Below are 12145 nucleotides of genomic sequence, written 5' to 3'. Positions count from 1 at the left end.
TTGTGCCAACCGCCTGCCGGGCGGCCCCGGCGTGGGCCATCCTCGTGGCCATGACCTCCGAGCAGCCGCCCCCCGGGCAGTCGGGCCCCGGGCCGTCGGTCTCCGCGCAGCCGGCCGGAGCCGGCGCCGCCCGTCCGTCGCGGGGCCTGGTCCTCGCCGTCTCCGCCGTGCTGGCCGTGCTGCTCGCGGTGGTGGCCACCGTGCTGCTCTGGCCGGAGAAGAAGCCGGCCGCACTGCCGCCCCCGCCCACCCCGAGCGTGAGCACTCCGGTCCCGACCCCGACGCCCACCCCCACGCCGACCCCGACGCCCACCAAGGCGGTGCCGTACACCTTCTTCACGGCCGGCTCCTGCTTCGACCACCCGCAGCTGAACAAGTCGGTCACCAAGCCGGAGGCGCGCCCCTGCGAGGGCGCGCACGACGGCGAGGCAATCGGCAACCCGCAGCTCCCCGACGGGCTGACCGGCGACAGCCAGATCAGCAAGGCGATGCGGGACGGCTGCAAGGAGGCCCAGGCCGCGGCGGACGCCCGCCAGGGCGGCGGCGGGCCGTACTACGGCTACCCGTTCGGCCCGTCGATGACCTTCTACCAGCAGGGCTGGCGGGACTACACCTGCACCCTGACGGCCAGCAACCACCCGGGCGGCACCCGGCTCACGGGCCACCTGAAGTAGGGCCGGCCGACACGCCGTCCGCCACGCCGACCGGCACGCCCTACGCTGTGGCCATGTCGAACCATGCCCTCGCCGAGCGCCACCGGCTGGCCGAACTGCTGGCCGCCGCCGGGCCGGACGCGCCCACCCTCTGCGCCGGGTGGTCCACCCGGGACCTCGCCGCCCACCTGGTGGTCCGGGAGAGCCGGCCGGACGCCGCGGCGGGCATCCGCCTCGGCCCGCTGGCCGGCTGGACCCACCAGGTCCAGAGCGGGTACGCCGAGCGCCCCTACGAGGAGCTGGTGCAGCGGTTCCGGTCCGGCCCGCCGCTGCTCTCGCTGTTCGCCCTGCCCGGCGCCGACGAGGCCGCCAACACCGTCGAGTACTTCGTCCACGCCGAGGACGTCCGCCGCGCGGGCCCGCAGTGGCAGCCGCAGGCGGTGCCGCCGGGGCGGGCCGCGGCGCTCTGGCGCCGGCTTCCGCTGCTGGCCCGGCTGGAGGCGGGCCGACGCTCCCCCGCCCAGCTGGAGCTGCGCCGCCCGGACGGGCAGAGCGTGACCGTCGGCCCAGCGGGCGCTCCGACCGTGCGGATCACCGGCGAGCCCGGCGAGCTGGTGCTGTTCGTCTACGGCCGCGGCGAGCGGACGGAGCTGTCGGTGGACGGTCCGCCGGACGCCGTCACCGCCCTGCGGCACGTGCTCCCGCTGCCCCCGGCGGAGCCCGTGGCCGGCGCGTAGCGGGAGTCCCACGCACGGCCGGGGGCCTGCGGCGCGTCGGCGGCGCCCCGGCTGCGGATGCCGGTACCGGGGTGCAGACTCGCAGATGGCCGGGGTGGGGTGCGTCCACGCCCCCACGAACCCGCCCGGCCGTCCCTTCCCGTCGAAGGAGCACCACCCCATGCTCACCACCGACTTTCCCACCGGCGCGCCCTGCTGGATCGACCTCGGCAGCCCGGACCCTGCCGCGGCCGCCGCCTTCTACGGCGCGGTGTTCGGCTGGACGTTCCAGGCTCTCGGCCCGGAGGCCGGCGGCTACGGCTTCCTCCAGGCCGACGGCAAGACCGTGGCCGCCGTCGGGCCGCTCACCGAGGAGGGTGCGAAGTCCACCTGGACGACGTACTTCAAAACGCCGGACGCGGACGCCACCGCCCAGGCCGTCGAGCAGGCCGGCGGCACCGTCCGGGTCGCGCCGTTCGACGTCATGGAGGCCGGGCGGATGGCCCAGCTCACCGACCCGCAGGGCGCCCGGTTCGCGATCTGGCAGGCGGGCACCACCCAGGGCCTGGACGCGGTGTCCACCGACAACGCGCTGGTCTGGGTGGAACTGCACACCACCGACCAGGCGGCCGGCCTCGGCTTCTACCGGACGCTCCTCGGCTGGCGCTCGGAGAAGTTCCCGGCACCGGGGATGGAGTACCTGGTGGTCTCCACCGCCGACGGCGACCAGCGGGCCACCAGCTTCGGCGGCATCGCCCCGGTGATGGGCGAGGGCCAGCCGCCGTCCTGGACGCCGTACTTCGCCACCGAGGTGGTGGACGAGCTGGTCGAGCGGGGGCGGTCGGCCGGCGGCACCGTGATGATGGGCCCGGAGCAGGTCCCGGACGTCGGCCGGATCGCCTGGCTGGCGGACCCGTTCGGCGCGCCGTTCGCCCTGATCAAGGGCGAGCCGCCGAAGGAGTCCTGAGCGCGGAGAAGAGCGGGCCCGCCCACCACGAGGGAACACATCGTGGCGGGCGGGCCCTCGCGCGTCACCGTACGGGGTGGCCGGCCTCGCGCAGCGCGGCCTTGACCTCGCCGATCCGCAGGTCGCCGAAGTGGAAGACGCTGGCGGCCAGCACCGCGTCCGCGCCGGCCTCCACCGCCGGGGCGAAGTCGGCTGCCTTGCCGGCGCCGCCGGAGGCGATCACCGGGACGGAGACGGTCTTGCGGACGGCCCGGATCATGTCCAGGTCGTAGCCGTCCTTGGTGCCGTCCGCGTCCATCGAGTTGAGCAGGATCTCGCCCGCGCCCAGCTCGGCGGCCCGGCCGGCCCACTCGACGGCGTCCAGGCCGGTGCCCTTGCGTCCGCCGTGGGTGGTGACCTCGAAGCCGGACGGCGTCTCCGTGCCCTCCGGGCAGCGCCGGGCGTCCACCGACAGCACCAGCACCTGGCGGCCGAAGCGCTGCGCGATCTCGCGGATCAGCTCCGGGCGGGCGATCGCCGCGGTGTTGACGCCGACCTTGTCGGCGCCGGCCCGCAGCAGCTTGTCGACGTCCTCGACGGCGCGGATGCCGCCGCCGACGGTGAGCGGGATGAACACCTGCTCGGCGGTGCGGCGCACCACGTCGTAGGTGGTCTCGCGGTCCCCCGAGGAGGCGGTGATGTCGAGGAAGGTGAGCTCGTCGGCGCCCTCGGCGTCGTAGAGCTTGGCCATCTCGACCGGGTCGCCGGCGTCGCGCAGGTTCTGGAAGTTGACGCCCTTGACCACTCGGCCGGCGTCGACGTCCAGGCAGGGGATGACTCGTACTGCGAGGGTCACGGCTGTTTGCCTTCCAGGGTGCTTGCGAGCCCGGCGCGGTAGGCGTCGAGTTCGACCTCGACCATCATCCGGGAGTCGATCAGTCCGGCGACCACCACCATGGTGGCGACCGGGCGGGCGGCTTCGAAGAGGGTGCGGTGGGCGCGGCCCACCTCGTCGGCGTCGCGGACGTGGGTGATGTACATCCGGGTGCGGACCACGTCGTCCGCGGTCAGGCCGTACGCGGCCAGGGCCTGGAGGCCGACGCCGAAGGCGGCGAGGGTCTGCCCGTACGGGTCGCCCTCGTGCTCGATCTTCCCGTCGACCCAGGCGGTGGAGCCGGCCACGTGCACGTGGTCCCCGGCCGCGACCGCCCGCGAGTAGCCGAACTGCCCCTCCCAGGGGGAGAATCCGGCGACCCGGCCGCGTACGATCTGACGTTCCGTCATCCTGAAACCGCCTCCAGGGCCTCTTCGAGGGTGAACTTCTGCTCGTAGAGTGCCTTGCCCACGATGGCGCCCTCGACTCCCTCGCCGACCAGCGTGGCGATGGCGCGCAGGTCGTCCAGCGAGGAGACGCCGCCGGAGGCGACGACCGGCTTGTCGGTGGCGGCGCAGACGTCGCGCAGCAGCTGGAGGTTGGGGCCGGTCAGGGTGCCGTCCCGGTTGACGTCGGTGACGACGTAGCGGGCGCAGCCCTCGGCGTCCAGGCGGGCCAGCACGTCGAAGAGCTGGCCGCCGTCGCGGGTCCAGCCGCGGCCGCGCAGGGTGGTGCCGACCACGTCGAGGCCGACGGCGATCTTGTCACCGTGCTCGGCGATGACCTTGGCGACCCACTCGGGGCTCTCGAGCGCGGCGGTGCCCAGGTTGACCCGGGTGCAGCCGGTGGCGAGGGCGGCGGCCAGCGACTCGTCGTCGCGGATGCCGCCGGAGAGCTCGACCTTGATGTCCAGCGCGCCGGTGACCTCGCGGAGCAGGTCGCGGTTGGAGCCGGTGCCGAAGGCGGCATCCAGGTCGACCAGGTGGAGCCACTCGGCGCCGGCGTTCTGCCAGGCGAGGGCGGCGGCGAGCGGCTCGCCGAAGGAGGTCTCGGTGCCGGAGGCGCCCTTGACCAGGCGGACGGCCTGGCCGTCCCGGACGTCGACGGCGGGGAGCAGTTCGAGGCGGCTCATGGTGTTGACAACTCTCAGATCGTCAGAGGGTGTTGACCCAGTTGGTCAGCAGGGCGGCGCCGGCGTCGCCGGACTTCTCGGGGTGGAACTGGGTGGCCCAGAGCGGGCCGTTCTCGACGGCCGCGACGAACGGCCGGCCGTGGGTGGACCAGGTGACCAGCGGGGCGTTGATCCGCGCGCTGTGCACCTCCAGGTCCCAGGTGCGCACCCCGTAGGAGTGCACGAAGTAGAAGCGGGTGTCGGCGTCCATCCCGGCGAACATCCGGCTGCCCTCGGGGGCGTCCACGGTGTTCCAGCCCATGTGCGGGACGACCGGCGCGTCCAGCGGCTCGACGGTGCCCGGCCACTCGTCGCAGCCGGCCGTCTCCACGCCGTGCTCGACCCCCTTCTCGAAGAGGATCTGCATGCCGACGCAGATGCCCATGACCGGGCGGCCCCCGGCGAGGCGGCGGCCGATGAGCCAGTCACCGCGGACGGCCTTCAGCCCGCGCATGCAGGCCTCGAAGGCGCCGACGCCGGGGACGAGCAGGCCGTCCGCCTCCATGGCGGTCCGGAAGTCGGAGGTGACGGTGACGGTCGCGCCGGTGCGCTCGACTGCGCGCTGGGCCGAGCGGAGGTTCCCCGACCCGTAGTCGAGTACGACGACGTTCTTGCCCATGTTCAGGTGTCCATCTTCTTGGCGACTGCGCGGCCTCGGGGGCCACGTGGTCTTGGCGGCTACTCGGCGGTTTCCGAAGCGGCTCTGTACGGCGCCGTCACAGGCGCATGACGCCGGAGGCCAGGCAGAGCACCGAGCCTATGGCGAGCACGGCGATGACGCCCTTCGGAATCTTCTGCTTCCAGAACGAGATCACCCCGCCCGCCAGGAAGAGTCCGACGAAGATGAGGATCATCGAGGCCTTGCTCACAGCGCACCCTTGGTCGAGGGGAGGATGCCGGCCGCGCGCGGGTCGCGCTCGGCGGCGTAGCGCAGCGCCCGGGCCAGTGCCTTGAACTGGCACTCCACGATGTGGTGGGCGTTGCGTCCGTAGGGTACGTGGACGTGCAGGGCGACCTGCGCCTGGGCCACGAACGACTCCAGGATGTGCCGGGTCATGGTGGTGTCGTAGCTGCCGATCATCGGCGCCATGTGCTCCGGCTCGGTGTGCACCAGGTAGGGGCGGCCGGAGAGGTCCACGGTGACCTGGGCGAGCGACTCGTCCAGCGGCACGGTGCAGTTGCCGAAGCGGTAGATGCCGACCTTGTCGCCGAGCGCCTGCTTGAAGGCGGCGCCCAGCGCGAGGGCGGTGTCCTCGATGGTGTGGTGGGTGTCGATGTGCAGGTCGCCGTCGGTCTTCACGGTGAGGTCGAAGAGGCCGTGGCGGCCGAGCTGGTCGAGCATGTGGTCGTAGAACCCGACGCCCGTGGAGATGTCGGTCTTGCCGGTGCCGTCGAGGTTTATCTCGACCAGGACCGAGGTCTCCTTGGTGGTGCGCTCGACGCGTCCGATACGGGACATACGGGGTTACAGCTCCTGACTGGCTGCGCGCGCGGAGCGCGGTCCTTCAAGGGTGGGGGTGGGCCCGGGCCCCTCCTGCCCGATGGCGGGCAAGGAGGGGGGGAGGGCGGTGCGGACGGCGTCCAGGAACGCGTCGTTCTCGGCGGGGGTGCCGGCGGTGACGCGCAGCCACCCGGGGACACCGTTGTCCCGGACGAGGACGCCGCGGTCGAGGATGGCCTGCCAGACGGCGTGGGCGTCCGCGAAGCGGCCGAACTGGACGAAGTTGGCGTCCGAGTCGGTCACCTCCAGGCCCAGTGCGCGCAGCGCGTCGACCAGCCGGTCGCGCTCGGCCTTGAGCCGGCCGACGTATCCGAGCAGGGTGTCGGTGTGCTCCAGGCAGGCCAGCGCGGTGGCCTGGGTGACGGCCGACAGGTGGTACGGCAGGCGGACCAGCTGCACCGCGTCCACCACGGCCGCGTCGGCGGCCAGGTAGCCCAGGCGCAGGCCGGCCGCGCCGAAGGCCTTGGACATGGTGCGGGTGACCACCAGGTTGGGGCGGCCCTCCAGCAGTGGCAGCAGGGAGGCGCGGTGCGAGAACTCGACGTACGCCTCGTCCACGATCACCAGGCTGGGCCGGGCGGCCTGCGCCGCATCGTAGAGCCGCAGCACGGTGTCGGCGGCGACGGCGGTGCCGGTCGGGTTGTTCGGCGAGCAGACGAAGACGACGTCGGGCCGCTGCTCGGCGATGGCCTCGACGGCGGCCTCCACGTCGATGGTGAAGTCCTCGTTGCGCGGGCCGGAGATCCAGTCGGTGCCGGTGCCGCGGGAGATCAGGGCGTGCATCGAGTACGAGGGCTCGAAGCCGATCGCGGTGCGGCCGGGGCCGCCGAAGGTCTGGAGCAGCTGCTGGAGGATCTCGTTGGAGCCGTTGGCGGCCCAGACCTGCTCGCGGGTGCGGGCGAAGCCGGTGGTCCTGGTCAGGTAGGCGGCCAGGCCCTCGCGCAGCTCGACCGCGTCCCGGTCGGGGTAGCGGTTGAGGTTGCGGGCGGCCTCGGCGACGCGCTCGGCGATCCTGGCCACCAGCTCCTCGGGGAGCTGGTACGGGTTCTCGTTGGTGTTCAGCTGGACGGGCACGTCCAGCTGCGGGGCGCCGTACGGGGTCTGTCCGCGCAGCTCGTCGCGGATGGGGAGGTCGTCGATCTTCACGCGCCCGGCACACTCCAGTCGAATCGGGCCTTGATCGCGTCACCGTGACCGGGCAGGTCCTCGGCGTCGGCGAGGTTGACGACGTGCGCGGCGATGCCGGCCAGCGCCTCGCGGTCGTACTCGACGACCTGGACGCCGCGCAGGAAGGTCTGCACGGAGAGCCCGGAGGAGTGGCAGGCGCAGCCTCCGGTGGGCAGCACGTGGTTGGAGCCGGCCGCGTAGTCACCCAGCGAGACCGGCGTCCACCGGCCGATGAAGATCGCGCCGGCGTTGCGGACCTTCGCGGCGACGGCGTGCGCGTCCCGGGTCTGGATCTCCAGGTGCTCGGCGGCGTACGCGTTGACGACCTGAAGGCCCTGCTCCAGGGAGTCGACCAGGATGATGCCGGACTGTCGGCCGCCCAGGGCCTCGGCCACCCGCTCGCTGTGCTTGGTCCGGGCGACCTGCGTCTTCAGCTCGGCCTCCACCGCGTCGGCCAGCCCGGTCGAGTCGGTGACCAGCACCGAGCCGGACGTCGGGCCGTGCTCGGCCTGGCTGATCAGGTCGGCGGCGACGTCCACCGGGTCGGCGCTGTCGTCGGCGAGGACGGCGATCTCGGTCGGGCCGGCCTCGGAGTCGATGCCGATCCGGCCGGCGAAGTAGCGCTTGGCGGCGGCCACGTAGATGTTGCCCGGGCCGGTGACCATGTTGACCGGCTGGCACTCCTCGGTGCCGAGCGCGAACATGGCGACCGCCTGGGCGCCGCCGACCGCGTACACCTCGGTGACGCCGAGCAGCGCGCAGGCCGCCAGGATGGTCGGGTGCACCCGGCCGCCGAAGGCCTTCTGCGGCGGCGAGGTCACCGCGATGCCCTGGACGCCCGCCTCCTGGGCCGGCACCACGTTCATCACGACGGAGGACGGGTAGACGGCCAGGCCGCCCGGCACGTACAGGCCGACGCGGTCCACCGGCACCCAGCGCTGGGTGACCGTGCCGCCCGGCACCACCTGGGTGGTGTGTCCGGTGCGGCGCTGGTCGGCGTGGACGAGGCGGGCGCGGCGGATCGACTCCTCCAGCGCGGCGCGCACCTTCGGGTCCAGCGTCTCCAGGGCCTCGGCGATCTGCCCGGCGGGCACCCGGGTGGACTCCAGCCGCACACCGTCGAACCGCTCGGTGATCTCGATCAGCGCCGCGACCCCGCGATGGTGCACGTCCTCGGCGATCGGCCGCACCTTCTCCAGGGCGGCCGCGACGTCGAAGTCGGCACGGGGCAGCAGGTCGCGCGGGTCGTCGAGGGATCCGCGCAGGTCGATTCGAGAGATCACGCCACCCAGTGTAAGGAGTGGCCGGAACCGACGGCCCCGCATTTCAGTCCGTGATACGAAAGGCGAGACGACCGGGGGAGACGGGGAAACGATGGCGGAGCGGGCACCGGACGGCTGGACGCCGGTGGAGCAGGGCTTGTGGGAGGCGTTCCGGCAGGGCGGGGTGTACGACCTGCGCACGGGCGACGCCGACCAGGACGACCCGTTCGGCGGGGCGGCCTGGGGCCCGGAGCGCACGGTCCGCGCCGAGGTGCTCTCCCGGCTGCTGCTGGCCGGGCCGGCCGCCGCCCCCGGCCGGGTCGCCTCGCTCAAGCTGACCGGCATCAAGGTCACCGGCCCGCTGCGGCTGGCCGGCGCCACCATCGGCCACTACGTCGAGGTGCACGACTGCCGCTTCGAGCAGAAGATCCTGATCTCCGAGGCCGAGGCCGGCACGCTGCGGTTCGTCAGCTGTCTGATCCCCCGTCTGGAGGCCTCCCGCCTCGCCACCTCCGGCGATCTGCACCTGGCCCGCTGCCGAATACCCGAGGGCGTCCGGCTCACCGACGCCCGGATCGGCACCGACCTGCTGCTCAACCAGGCGGTGCTGGGCGGCGACCGGTTCGGCCGGGCGCTCTCCGCCGACGGCATGGCCGTCAGCCAGGACTTCGAGGCCGACCGGCTGGAGTCCCGCGGCGAGGTCAGCCTGCGCACCGGCCGGATCGGCGGCCGGCTCTCGCTGCGCGGCGCCCAGCTGCACGCCGTCCCGGAGAACCACACCGCGCTGAACCTGGTCCGGGTCACCGTCGGCCACACCCTGTACCTCAGCGGCTCGGCGGACGGCGGCTGGTACGGCTCGCAGACCTACTACGGCTCCGGCTACGGCGAGATACCGCCGGCCGGCGCCCCCAGCACCCCGTTCCGGGCCCACGGGCGGGTCCGCCTCTCCGACGGCCGGTTCGAGGCCGCCTGCCTGCTCTCCGACGCCGAGTTCCGCCTCGGCCCGGACGACGAGCTGGCCCTGCGCCGCATCCAGACCCCCGAGCTGCGGTTCACCTGCCGCTTCCCCGACGGCGGCACCGTCTCGCTCTCCCGCGCCCGGGTCGGCAACCTGGTCGACGCCCCCGGCTCCTGGCCGCAGGGCAAGCAGCTCGGCCTCACCGGCTTCACCTACGAGTGCCTGCGCCCGGCCGTCCCGTTCACCGTCCAGCAGCGGATCGCCTGGCTGGAGGGCTCCTCGGTGGACTTCCAGCCCGAGTCCTACGAGCAGCTGGCCGCCGCCCTGCGCCGCGACGGCGCCGACGACGACGCCCGCGAGGTGCTCTACGCCAAGCAGCGCCGCCGCCGGCAGACCCTGCCGCTGCCCGCCCGGATCTGGGGCCGGATCCAGGACGTCACCGTCGGCTACGGCTTCCGCCCCGGCCGGGCCGCGCTCTGGCTGCTCCTCGCCTGGGCCCTGGGCAGCATCTACTTCGCCACCCACCAGCTGCAGCCGCTCAAGGCCGACGAGCGGCCGCACTGGGACCCGGTGCTGTACGCCCTCGGCCAGCTGCTGCCCGTCGTCGACCTCGGCCAGCAGGGCTGGAACCCCGGCGGCGCCGACCAGTGGGTCACCTCCGGCCTGGTGATCGTCGGCTGGATCCTCGCCACCACCGTCGCCGCCGGAGCCACCCGGATGCTCCAGCGCGGATAACCCCCGGGCGTATTCACCGCTCGGGGAACTACGCTGTCCGCCGTGACAGAACGGCTGCCGCTCTTCCCGCTGAACACCGTGCTCTACCCGGGCCTGGTGCTGCCCCTGAACGTCTTCGAGGAGCGCTACCGCCGTCTGCTGGCCGATCTGCTCGCCCTCCCCGAGGACGAGCCGCGCCGGTTCGGCGTGCTCGCCATCAAGGACGGCCGCGAGGTCGCGCCGGTCCGCCCCGACGACGGCCCGGCCGGACCGCTCGACGGCCTCGGCACCGCCACCGGCGACCCGCTGGAGGCCCTGCACCACGTCGGCTGCGTCGCCGACGTCGCCTCCGCCCAGGAACAGCCCGACGGCCGGTACGAACTGCTGGTCACCGGCACCACCCGGTTCCGGCTCCGCTCGGTGGACACCGGCGGACCGTACCTGACCGGCGAGATCGAGCCGATCGAGGAGGAGCCCGGCGAGGGCGCGAGCGTGCTCGCCGCCGGCGTCGAACGGGCCTTCCGCGCCTACCAGAAGCGGCTGGCCGGCGCCCGCGAGGCCAGCACGGTCGGCCACCAGGAGCTCCCGGACGACCCGCAGGTGCTCTCCTACCTGGTGGCCGCCGCCTCGGTGTTCGAGACCCCGGTCAAGCAGGGGCTGCTCGCCTGCCCCGACACCGCGCAGCGGCTGCGCAGCGAGCTGGAGCTGCTGCGGCGCGAGACGGCCGTGCTCAGCTGGCTGCCCTCGCTCCCGGCGGTGGACCTCACCCGCCAGTCGTTCAGCCCGAACTGAGCCCGCCTCCCGAGCCCGCCTTCCCGTTCCCGGAGACCTCCACCATGGCCAAGAAGCCCAGGAAGGGCGGCCAGGGCACCCCCGCCACGGTCGCCCTCGAGCACGCCGCCGTCGCGTTCACCGTGCACGCCTACGAGCACGACCCGGCCGCCGCCTCCTACGGCGGCGAGGCCGCCGAGGCGCTCGGCATCTCCGCCGACCGGGTCTTCAAGACGCTGGTCGCCGACGTCGACGGTGTCCTGACCGTGGGCGTCGTCCCGGTGGCCGGCCGGCTCGACCTCAAGGCGCTCGCCGCGGCGGTCGGCGGCAAGCGGGCGGCGATGGCCGACCCGGCCGCCGCCGAGCGCAGCAGCGGCTACGTCCTCGGCGGCATCTCCCCGCTCGGCCAGCGCCGCCCGCTGCGCACCGTGCTGGACGACAGCGCCCTCGCCCACCCGACGGTCTACGTCTCGGCCGGCCGCCGCGGTCTTGAGGTCGAACTCGCCCCCGCCGACCTCGTCACCGTCACCGGCGCCCTGACGGCCCCGATCGGCCGCTGACCCCCGGGCCGCGGGCCGGGGCGCGGCGTCAGGGCTTGTGCTCCTCCTGCGGCAGCGCGTCCTGCGGCTGCCCCGCCGAGCCCGGCGGCGTCCCCGGGGGTACGCCCGGCTGCGCGTCCACGGGCCGGGGCGCGTCGTACGGCCCGGCCCAGTACGGCGGCGGGTCCTCCTCGCGCTTGCCGAACGCCGCCGACAGCGCCAGCAGCACCACCATCGCCGCCATCGGCCAGGCCAGCAGCGCCCCGTACGCCCCCAGGTCGATGTCGGCGTTGAAGTGCCCGCCGTTGCCGACCCGCCTGGCCTCGGCGACCAGGTCGCTGCCCGGGCCGAGCCGGCGGCCCAGCGACCACGCGCCCACCGAGGCCAGCAGGCCGCCGACCGCGAGGCCGACCGCGACCGCGATCCCGCCGCCGCGGCGGCGGGTGACCAGGAAGGCCCCGAGCGCGGTCAGGATGCCCATGCCCAGCCCGATCAGCACGAAGACGCTGTCGGCGCCGGCCCGCTGCTCGCCCTCCGGGTCGCCGTAGAGGATCTTGTTGCCGTCGACCACCAGCGGCACCTTCGGCGCCAGCCACGCCCAGAGGGCGGCCATCGCCACGCCGAGCACCAGGCAGACCAGCAGCGTGATCGCGCCGACCTTCAGCTCGGGCCGCAGCCGTTCCAGCACCGGCTGCCGTTCCGGGCCGGTGTGCACGCCCGCCGGCAGGGGCGGGATGCCCGCGGCGTCCGGGGCCGGCGGCGGCGCGTACGGGTTCGGGGCGGCGGCCGGGCCCTGGCCGGCGGTGTCCGCGTCGGTGCCCGCAGCCGCGCGCAGGGGATCCGGAGGTGTGTTCGGTACGGTCACGGGCCCAT

General features: G+C 74.0%; 15 protein-coding genes. 6 read left to right on the top strand and 9 right to left on the bottom strand.

Annotation, left to right across the window (positions count from 1 at the left end):
- Positions 1-50 precede the first annotated feature (50 nt).
- The 3 genes from ACZ5WK_RS07130 to ACZ5WK_RS07120 all read left to right on the top strand — a co-directional run bounded on the left by ACZ5WK_RS07130 (position 51) and on the right by ACZ5WK_RS07120 (position 2336).
- Positions 51-674 carry a hypothetical protein gene (locus tag ACZ5WK_RS07130; RefSeq protein WP_465545763.1) on the top strand — a complete coding sequence of 208 codons (624 nt, stop codon included), beginning with the start codon at positions 51-53 and terminating at the stop codon, positions 672-674.
- 53 nt (positions 675-727) lie between these two features.
- Complete coding sequence (locus tag ACZ5WK_RS07125) at positions 728-1390, top strand: TIGR03085 family metal-binding protein (RefSeq protein WP_465545761.1); 663 nt, start codon at positions 728-730, stop codon at positions 1388-1390.
- A gap of 160 nt (positions 1391-1550) precedes the next feature.
- Positions 1551-2336: a VOC family protein gene (locus tag ACZ5WK_RS07120; protein WP_465545759.1), complete on the top strand. Its 786-nt coding sequence runs from the start codon at positions 1551-1553 to the stop codon at positions 2334-2336.
- A 64-nt stretch (positions 2337-2400) separates the two neighbouring features.
- Here the strand turns inward: ACZ5WK_RS07120 and hisF are convergent, their stop codons facing one another.
- From hisF to hisD, 8 genes are all read right to left on the bottom strand, one after another.
- Positions 2401-3171 carry an imidazole glycerol phosphate synthase subunit HisF gene (hisF, locus tag ACZ5WK_RS07115; RefSeq protein WP_465545757.1) on the bottom strand — a complete coding sequence of 257 codons (771 nt, stop codon included), beginning with the start codon at positions 3169-3171 and terminating at the stop codon, positions 2401-2403.
- Positions 3168-3599 (bottom strand): RidA family protein, encoded by a 432-nt coding sequence (locus ACZ5WK_RS07110; RefSeq protein ID WP_465545755.1) that lies wholly within the window; start codon positions 3597-3599, stop codon positions 3168-3170. Before ACZ5WK_RS07110 ends, hisF begins: the two co-directional genes overlap by 4 nt.
- Positions 3596-4321 (bottom strand): bifunctional 1-(5-phosphoribosyl)-5-((5-phosphoribosylamino)methylideneamino)imidazole-4-carboxamide isomerase/phosphoribosylanthranilate isomerase PriA, encoded by a 726-nt coding sequence (priA, locus tag ACZ5WK_RS07105; protein ID WP_148645547.1) that lies wholly within the window; start codon positions 4319-4321, stop codon positions 3596-3598. Before priA ends, ACZ5WK_RS07110 begins: the two co-directional genes overlap by 4 nt.
- Positions 4322-4343: 22 nt before the next feature.
- Complete coding sequence (gene hisH / locus ACZ5WK_RS07100) at positions 4344-4979, bottom strand: imidazole glycerol phosphate synthase subunit HisH (protein ID WP_465545753.1); 636 nt, start codon at positions 4977-4979, stop codon at positions 4344-4346.
- Positions 4980-5076: 97 nt separating this feature from the next.
- The gene (locus tag ACZ5WK_RS07095) at positions 5077-5229 is read right to left on the bottom strand and encodes a hypothetical protein (protein WP_465545751.1); all 153 of its coding nucleotides are present in this window, start codon (positions 5227-5229) and stop codon (positions 5077-5079) included.
- Positions 5226-5819, bottom strand: coding sequence for an imidazoleglycerol-phosphate dehydratase HisB (gene hisB, locus ACZ5WK_RS07090; RefSeq protein ID WP_465545749.1), 594 nt, complete (start codon positions 5817-5819; stop codon positions 5226-5228). Before hisB ends, ACZ5WK_RS07095 begins: the two co-directional genes overlap by 4 nt.
- A 6-nt stretch (positions 5820-5825) precedes the next feature.
- Positions 5826-7007 (bottom strand): histidinol-phosphate transaminase, encoded by a 1182-nt coding sequence (locus ACZ5WK_RS07085; RefSeq protein ID WP_465545747.1) that lies wholly within the window; start codon positions 7005-7007, stop codon positions 5826-5828.
- The gene (gene hisD / locus ACZ5WK_RS07080) at positions 7004-8311 is read right to left on the bottom strand and encodes a histidinol dehydrogenase (protein ID WP_465545745.1); all 1308 of its coding nucleotides are present in this window, start codon (positions 8309-8311) and stop codon (positions 7004-7006) included. Before hisD ends, ACZ5WK_RS07085 begins: the two co-directional genes overlap by 4 nt.
- A 91-nt stretch (positions 8312-8402) precedes the next feature.
- Here hisD and ACZ5WK_RS07075 point away from each other — a divergent pair, with 91 nt between their 5' ends.
- From ACZ5WK_RS07075 to ybaK, 3 genes are read left to right on the top strand one after another with little or no spacing between them, the layout of a single operon-like run.
- On the top strand, positions 8403-9983 hold the full coding sequence (locus tag ACZ5WK_RS07075; RefSeq protein ID WP_465545743.1) for an oxidoreductase: 1581 nt from the start codon (positions 8403-8405) through the stop codon (positions 9981-9983).
- A 42-nt stretch (positions 9984-10025) separates the two neighbouring features.
- Complete coding sequence (locus ACZ5WK_RS07070; protein ID WP_465545741.1) at positions 10026-10754, top strand: LON peptidase substrate-binding domain-containing protein; 729 nt, start codon at positions 10026-10028, stop codon at positions 10752-10754.
- A gap of 44 nt (positions 10755-10798) precedes the next feature.
- Entirely contained in the window at positions 10799-11293 is a 495-nt protein-coding gene (gene ybaK / locus ACZ5WK_RS07065) for a Cys-tRNA(Pro) deacylase (protein ID WP_465545739.1), read from the top strand.
- A 28-nt stretch (positions 11294-11321) separates the two neighbouring features.
- Here ybaK and ACZ5WK_RS07060 read toward each other — a convergent pair whose 3' ends face one another.
- Positions 11322-12137 (bottom strand): hypothetical protein, encoded by an 816-nt coding sequence (locus tag ACZ5WK_RS07060; protein WP_465545737.1) that lies wholly within the window; start codon positions 12135-12137, stop codon positions 11322-11324.
- Between the last annotated feature and the right edge of the window lie 8 nt (positions 12138-12145).

The organism is Kitasatospora sp. NPDC032757 (assembly GCF_055579305.1).
Note: the sequence above shows the minus strand (reverse complement) of the source record. Positions and strands in the feature narration are given on the sequence as shown.

Excerpts from the sequence above, each read along its gene's own strand:
- ACZ5WK_RS07130 (WP_465545763.1), top strand. The coding sequence starts at position 51 with ATGACCTCCGAGCAGCCGCCCCCCGGGCAGTCGGGCCCCGGGCCGTCG.
- ACZ5WK_RS07125 (WP_465545761.1), top strand. The coding sequence starts at position 728 with ATGTCGAACCATGCCCTCGCCGAGCGCCACCGGCTGGCCGAACTGCTG.
- ACZ5WK_RS07120 (WP_465545759.1), top strand. The coding sequence starts at position 1,551 with ATGCTCACCACCGACTTTCCCACCGGCGCGCCCTGCTGGATCGACCTC.
- ACZ5WK_RS07110 (WP_465545755.1), bottom strand. The coding sequence starts at position 3,599 with ATGACGGAACGTCAGATCGTACGCGGCCGGGTCGCCGGATTCTCCCCC.
- priA (WP_148645547.1), bottom strand. The coding sequence starts at position 4,321 with ATGAGCCGCCTCGAACTGCTCCCCGCCGTCGACGTCCGGGACGGCCAG.
- hisH (WP_465545753.1), bottom strand. The coding sequence starts at position 4,979 with ATGGGCAAGAACGTCGTCGTACTCGACTACGGGTCGGGGAACCTCCGC.
- hisB (WP_465545749.1), bottom strand. The coding sequence starts at position 5,819 with ATGTCCCGTATCGGACGCGTCGAGCGCACCACCAAGGAGACCTCGGTC.
- ACZ5WK_RS07075 (WP_465545743.1), top strand. The coding sequence starts at position 8,403 with ATGGCGGAGCGGGCACCGGACGGCTGGACGCCGGTGGAGCAGGGCTTG.
- ybaK (WP_465545739.1), top strand. The coding sequence starts at position 10,799 with ATGGCCAAGAAGCCCAGGAAGGGCGGCCAGGGCACCCCCGCCACGGTC.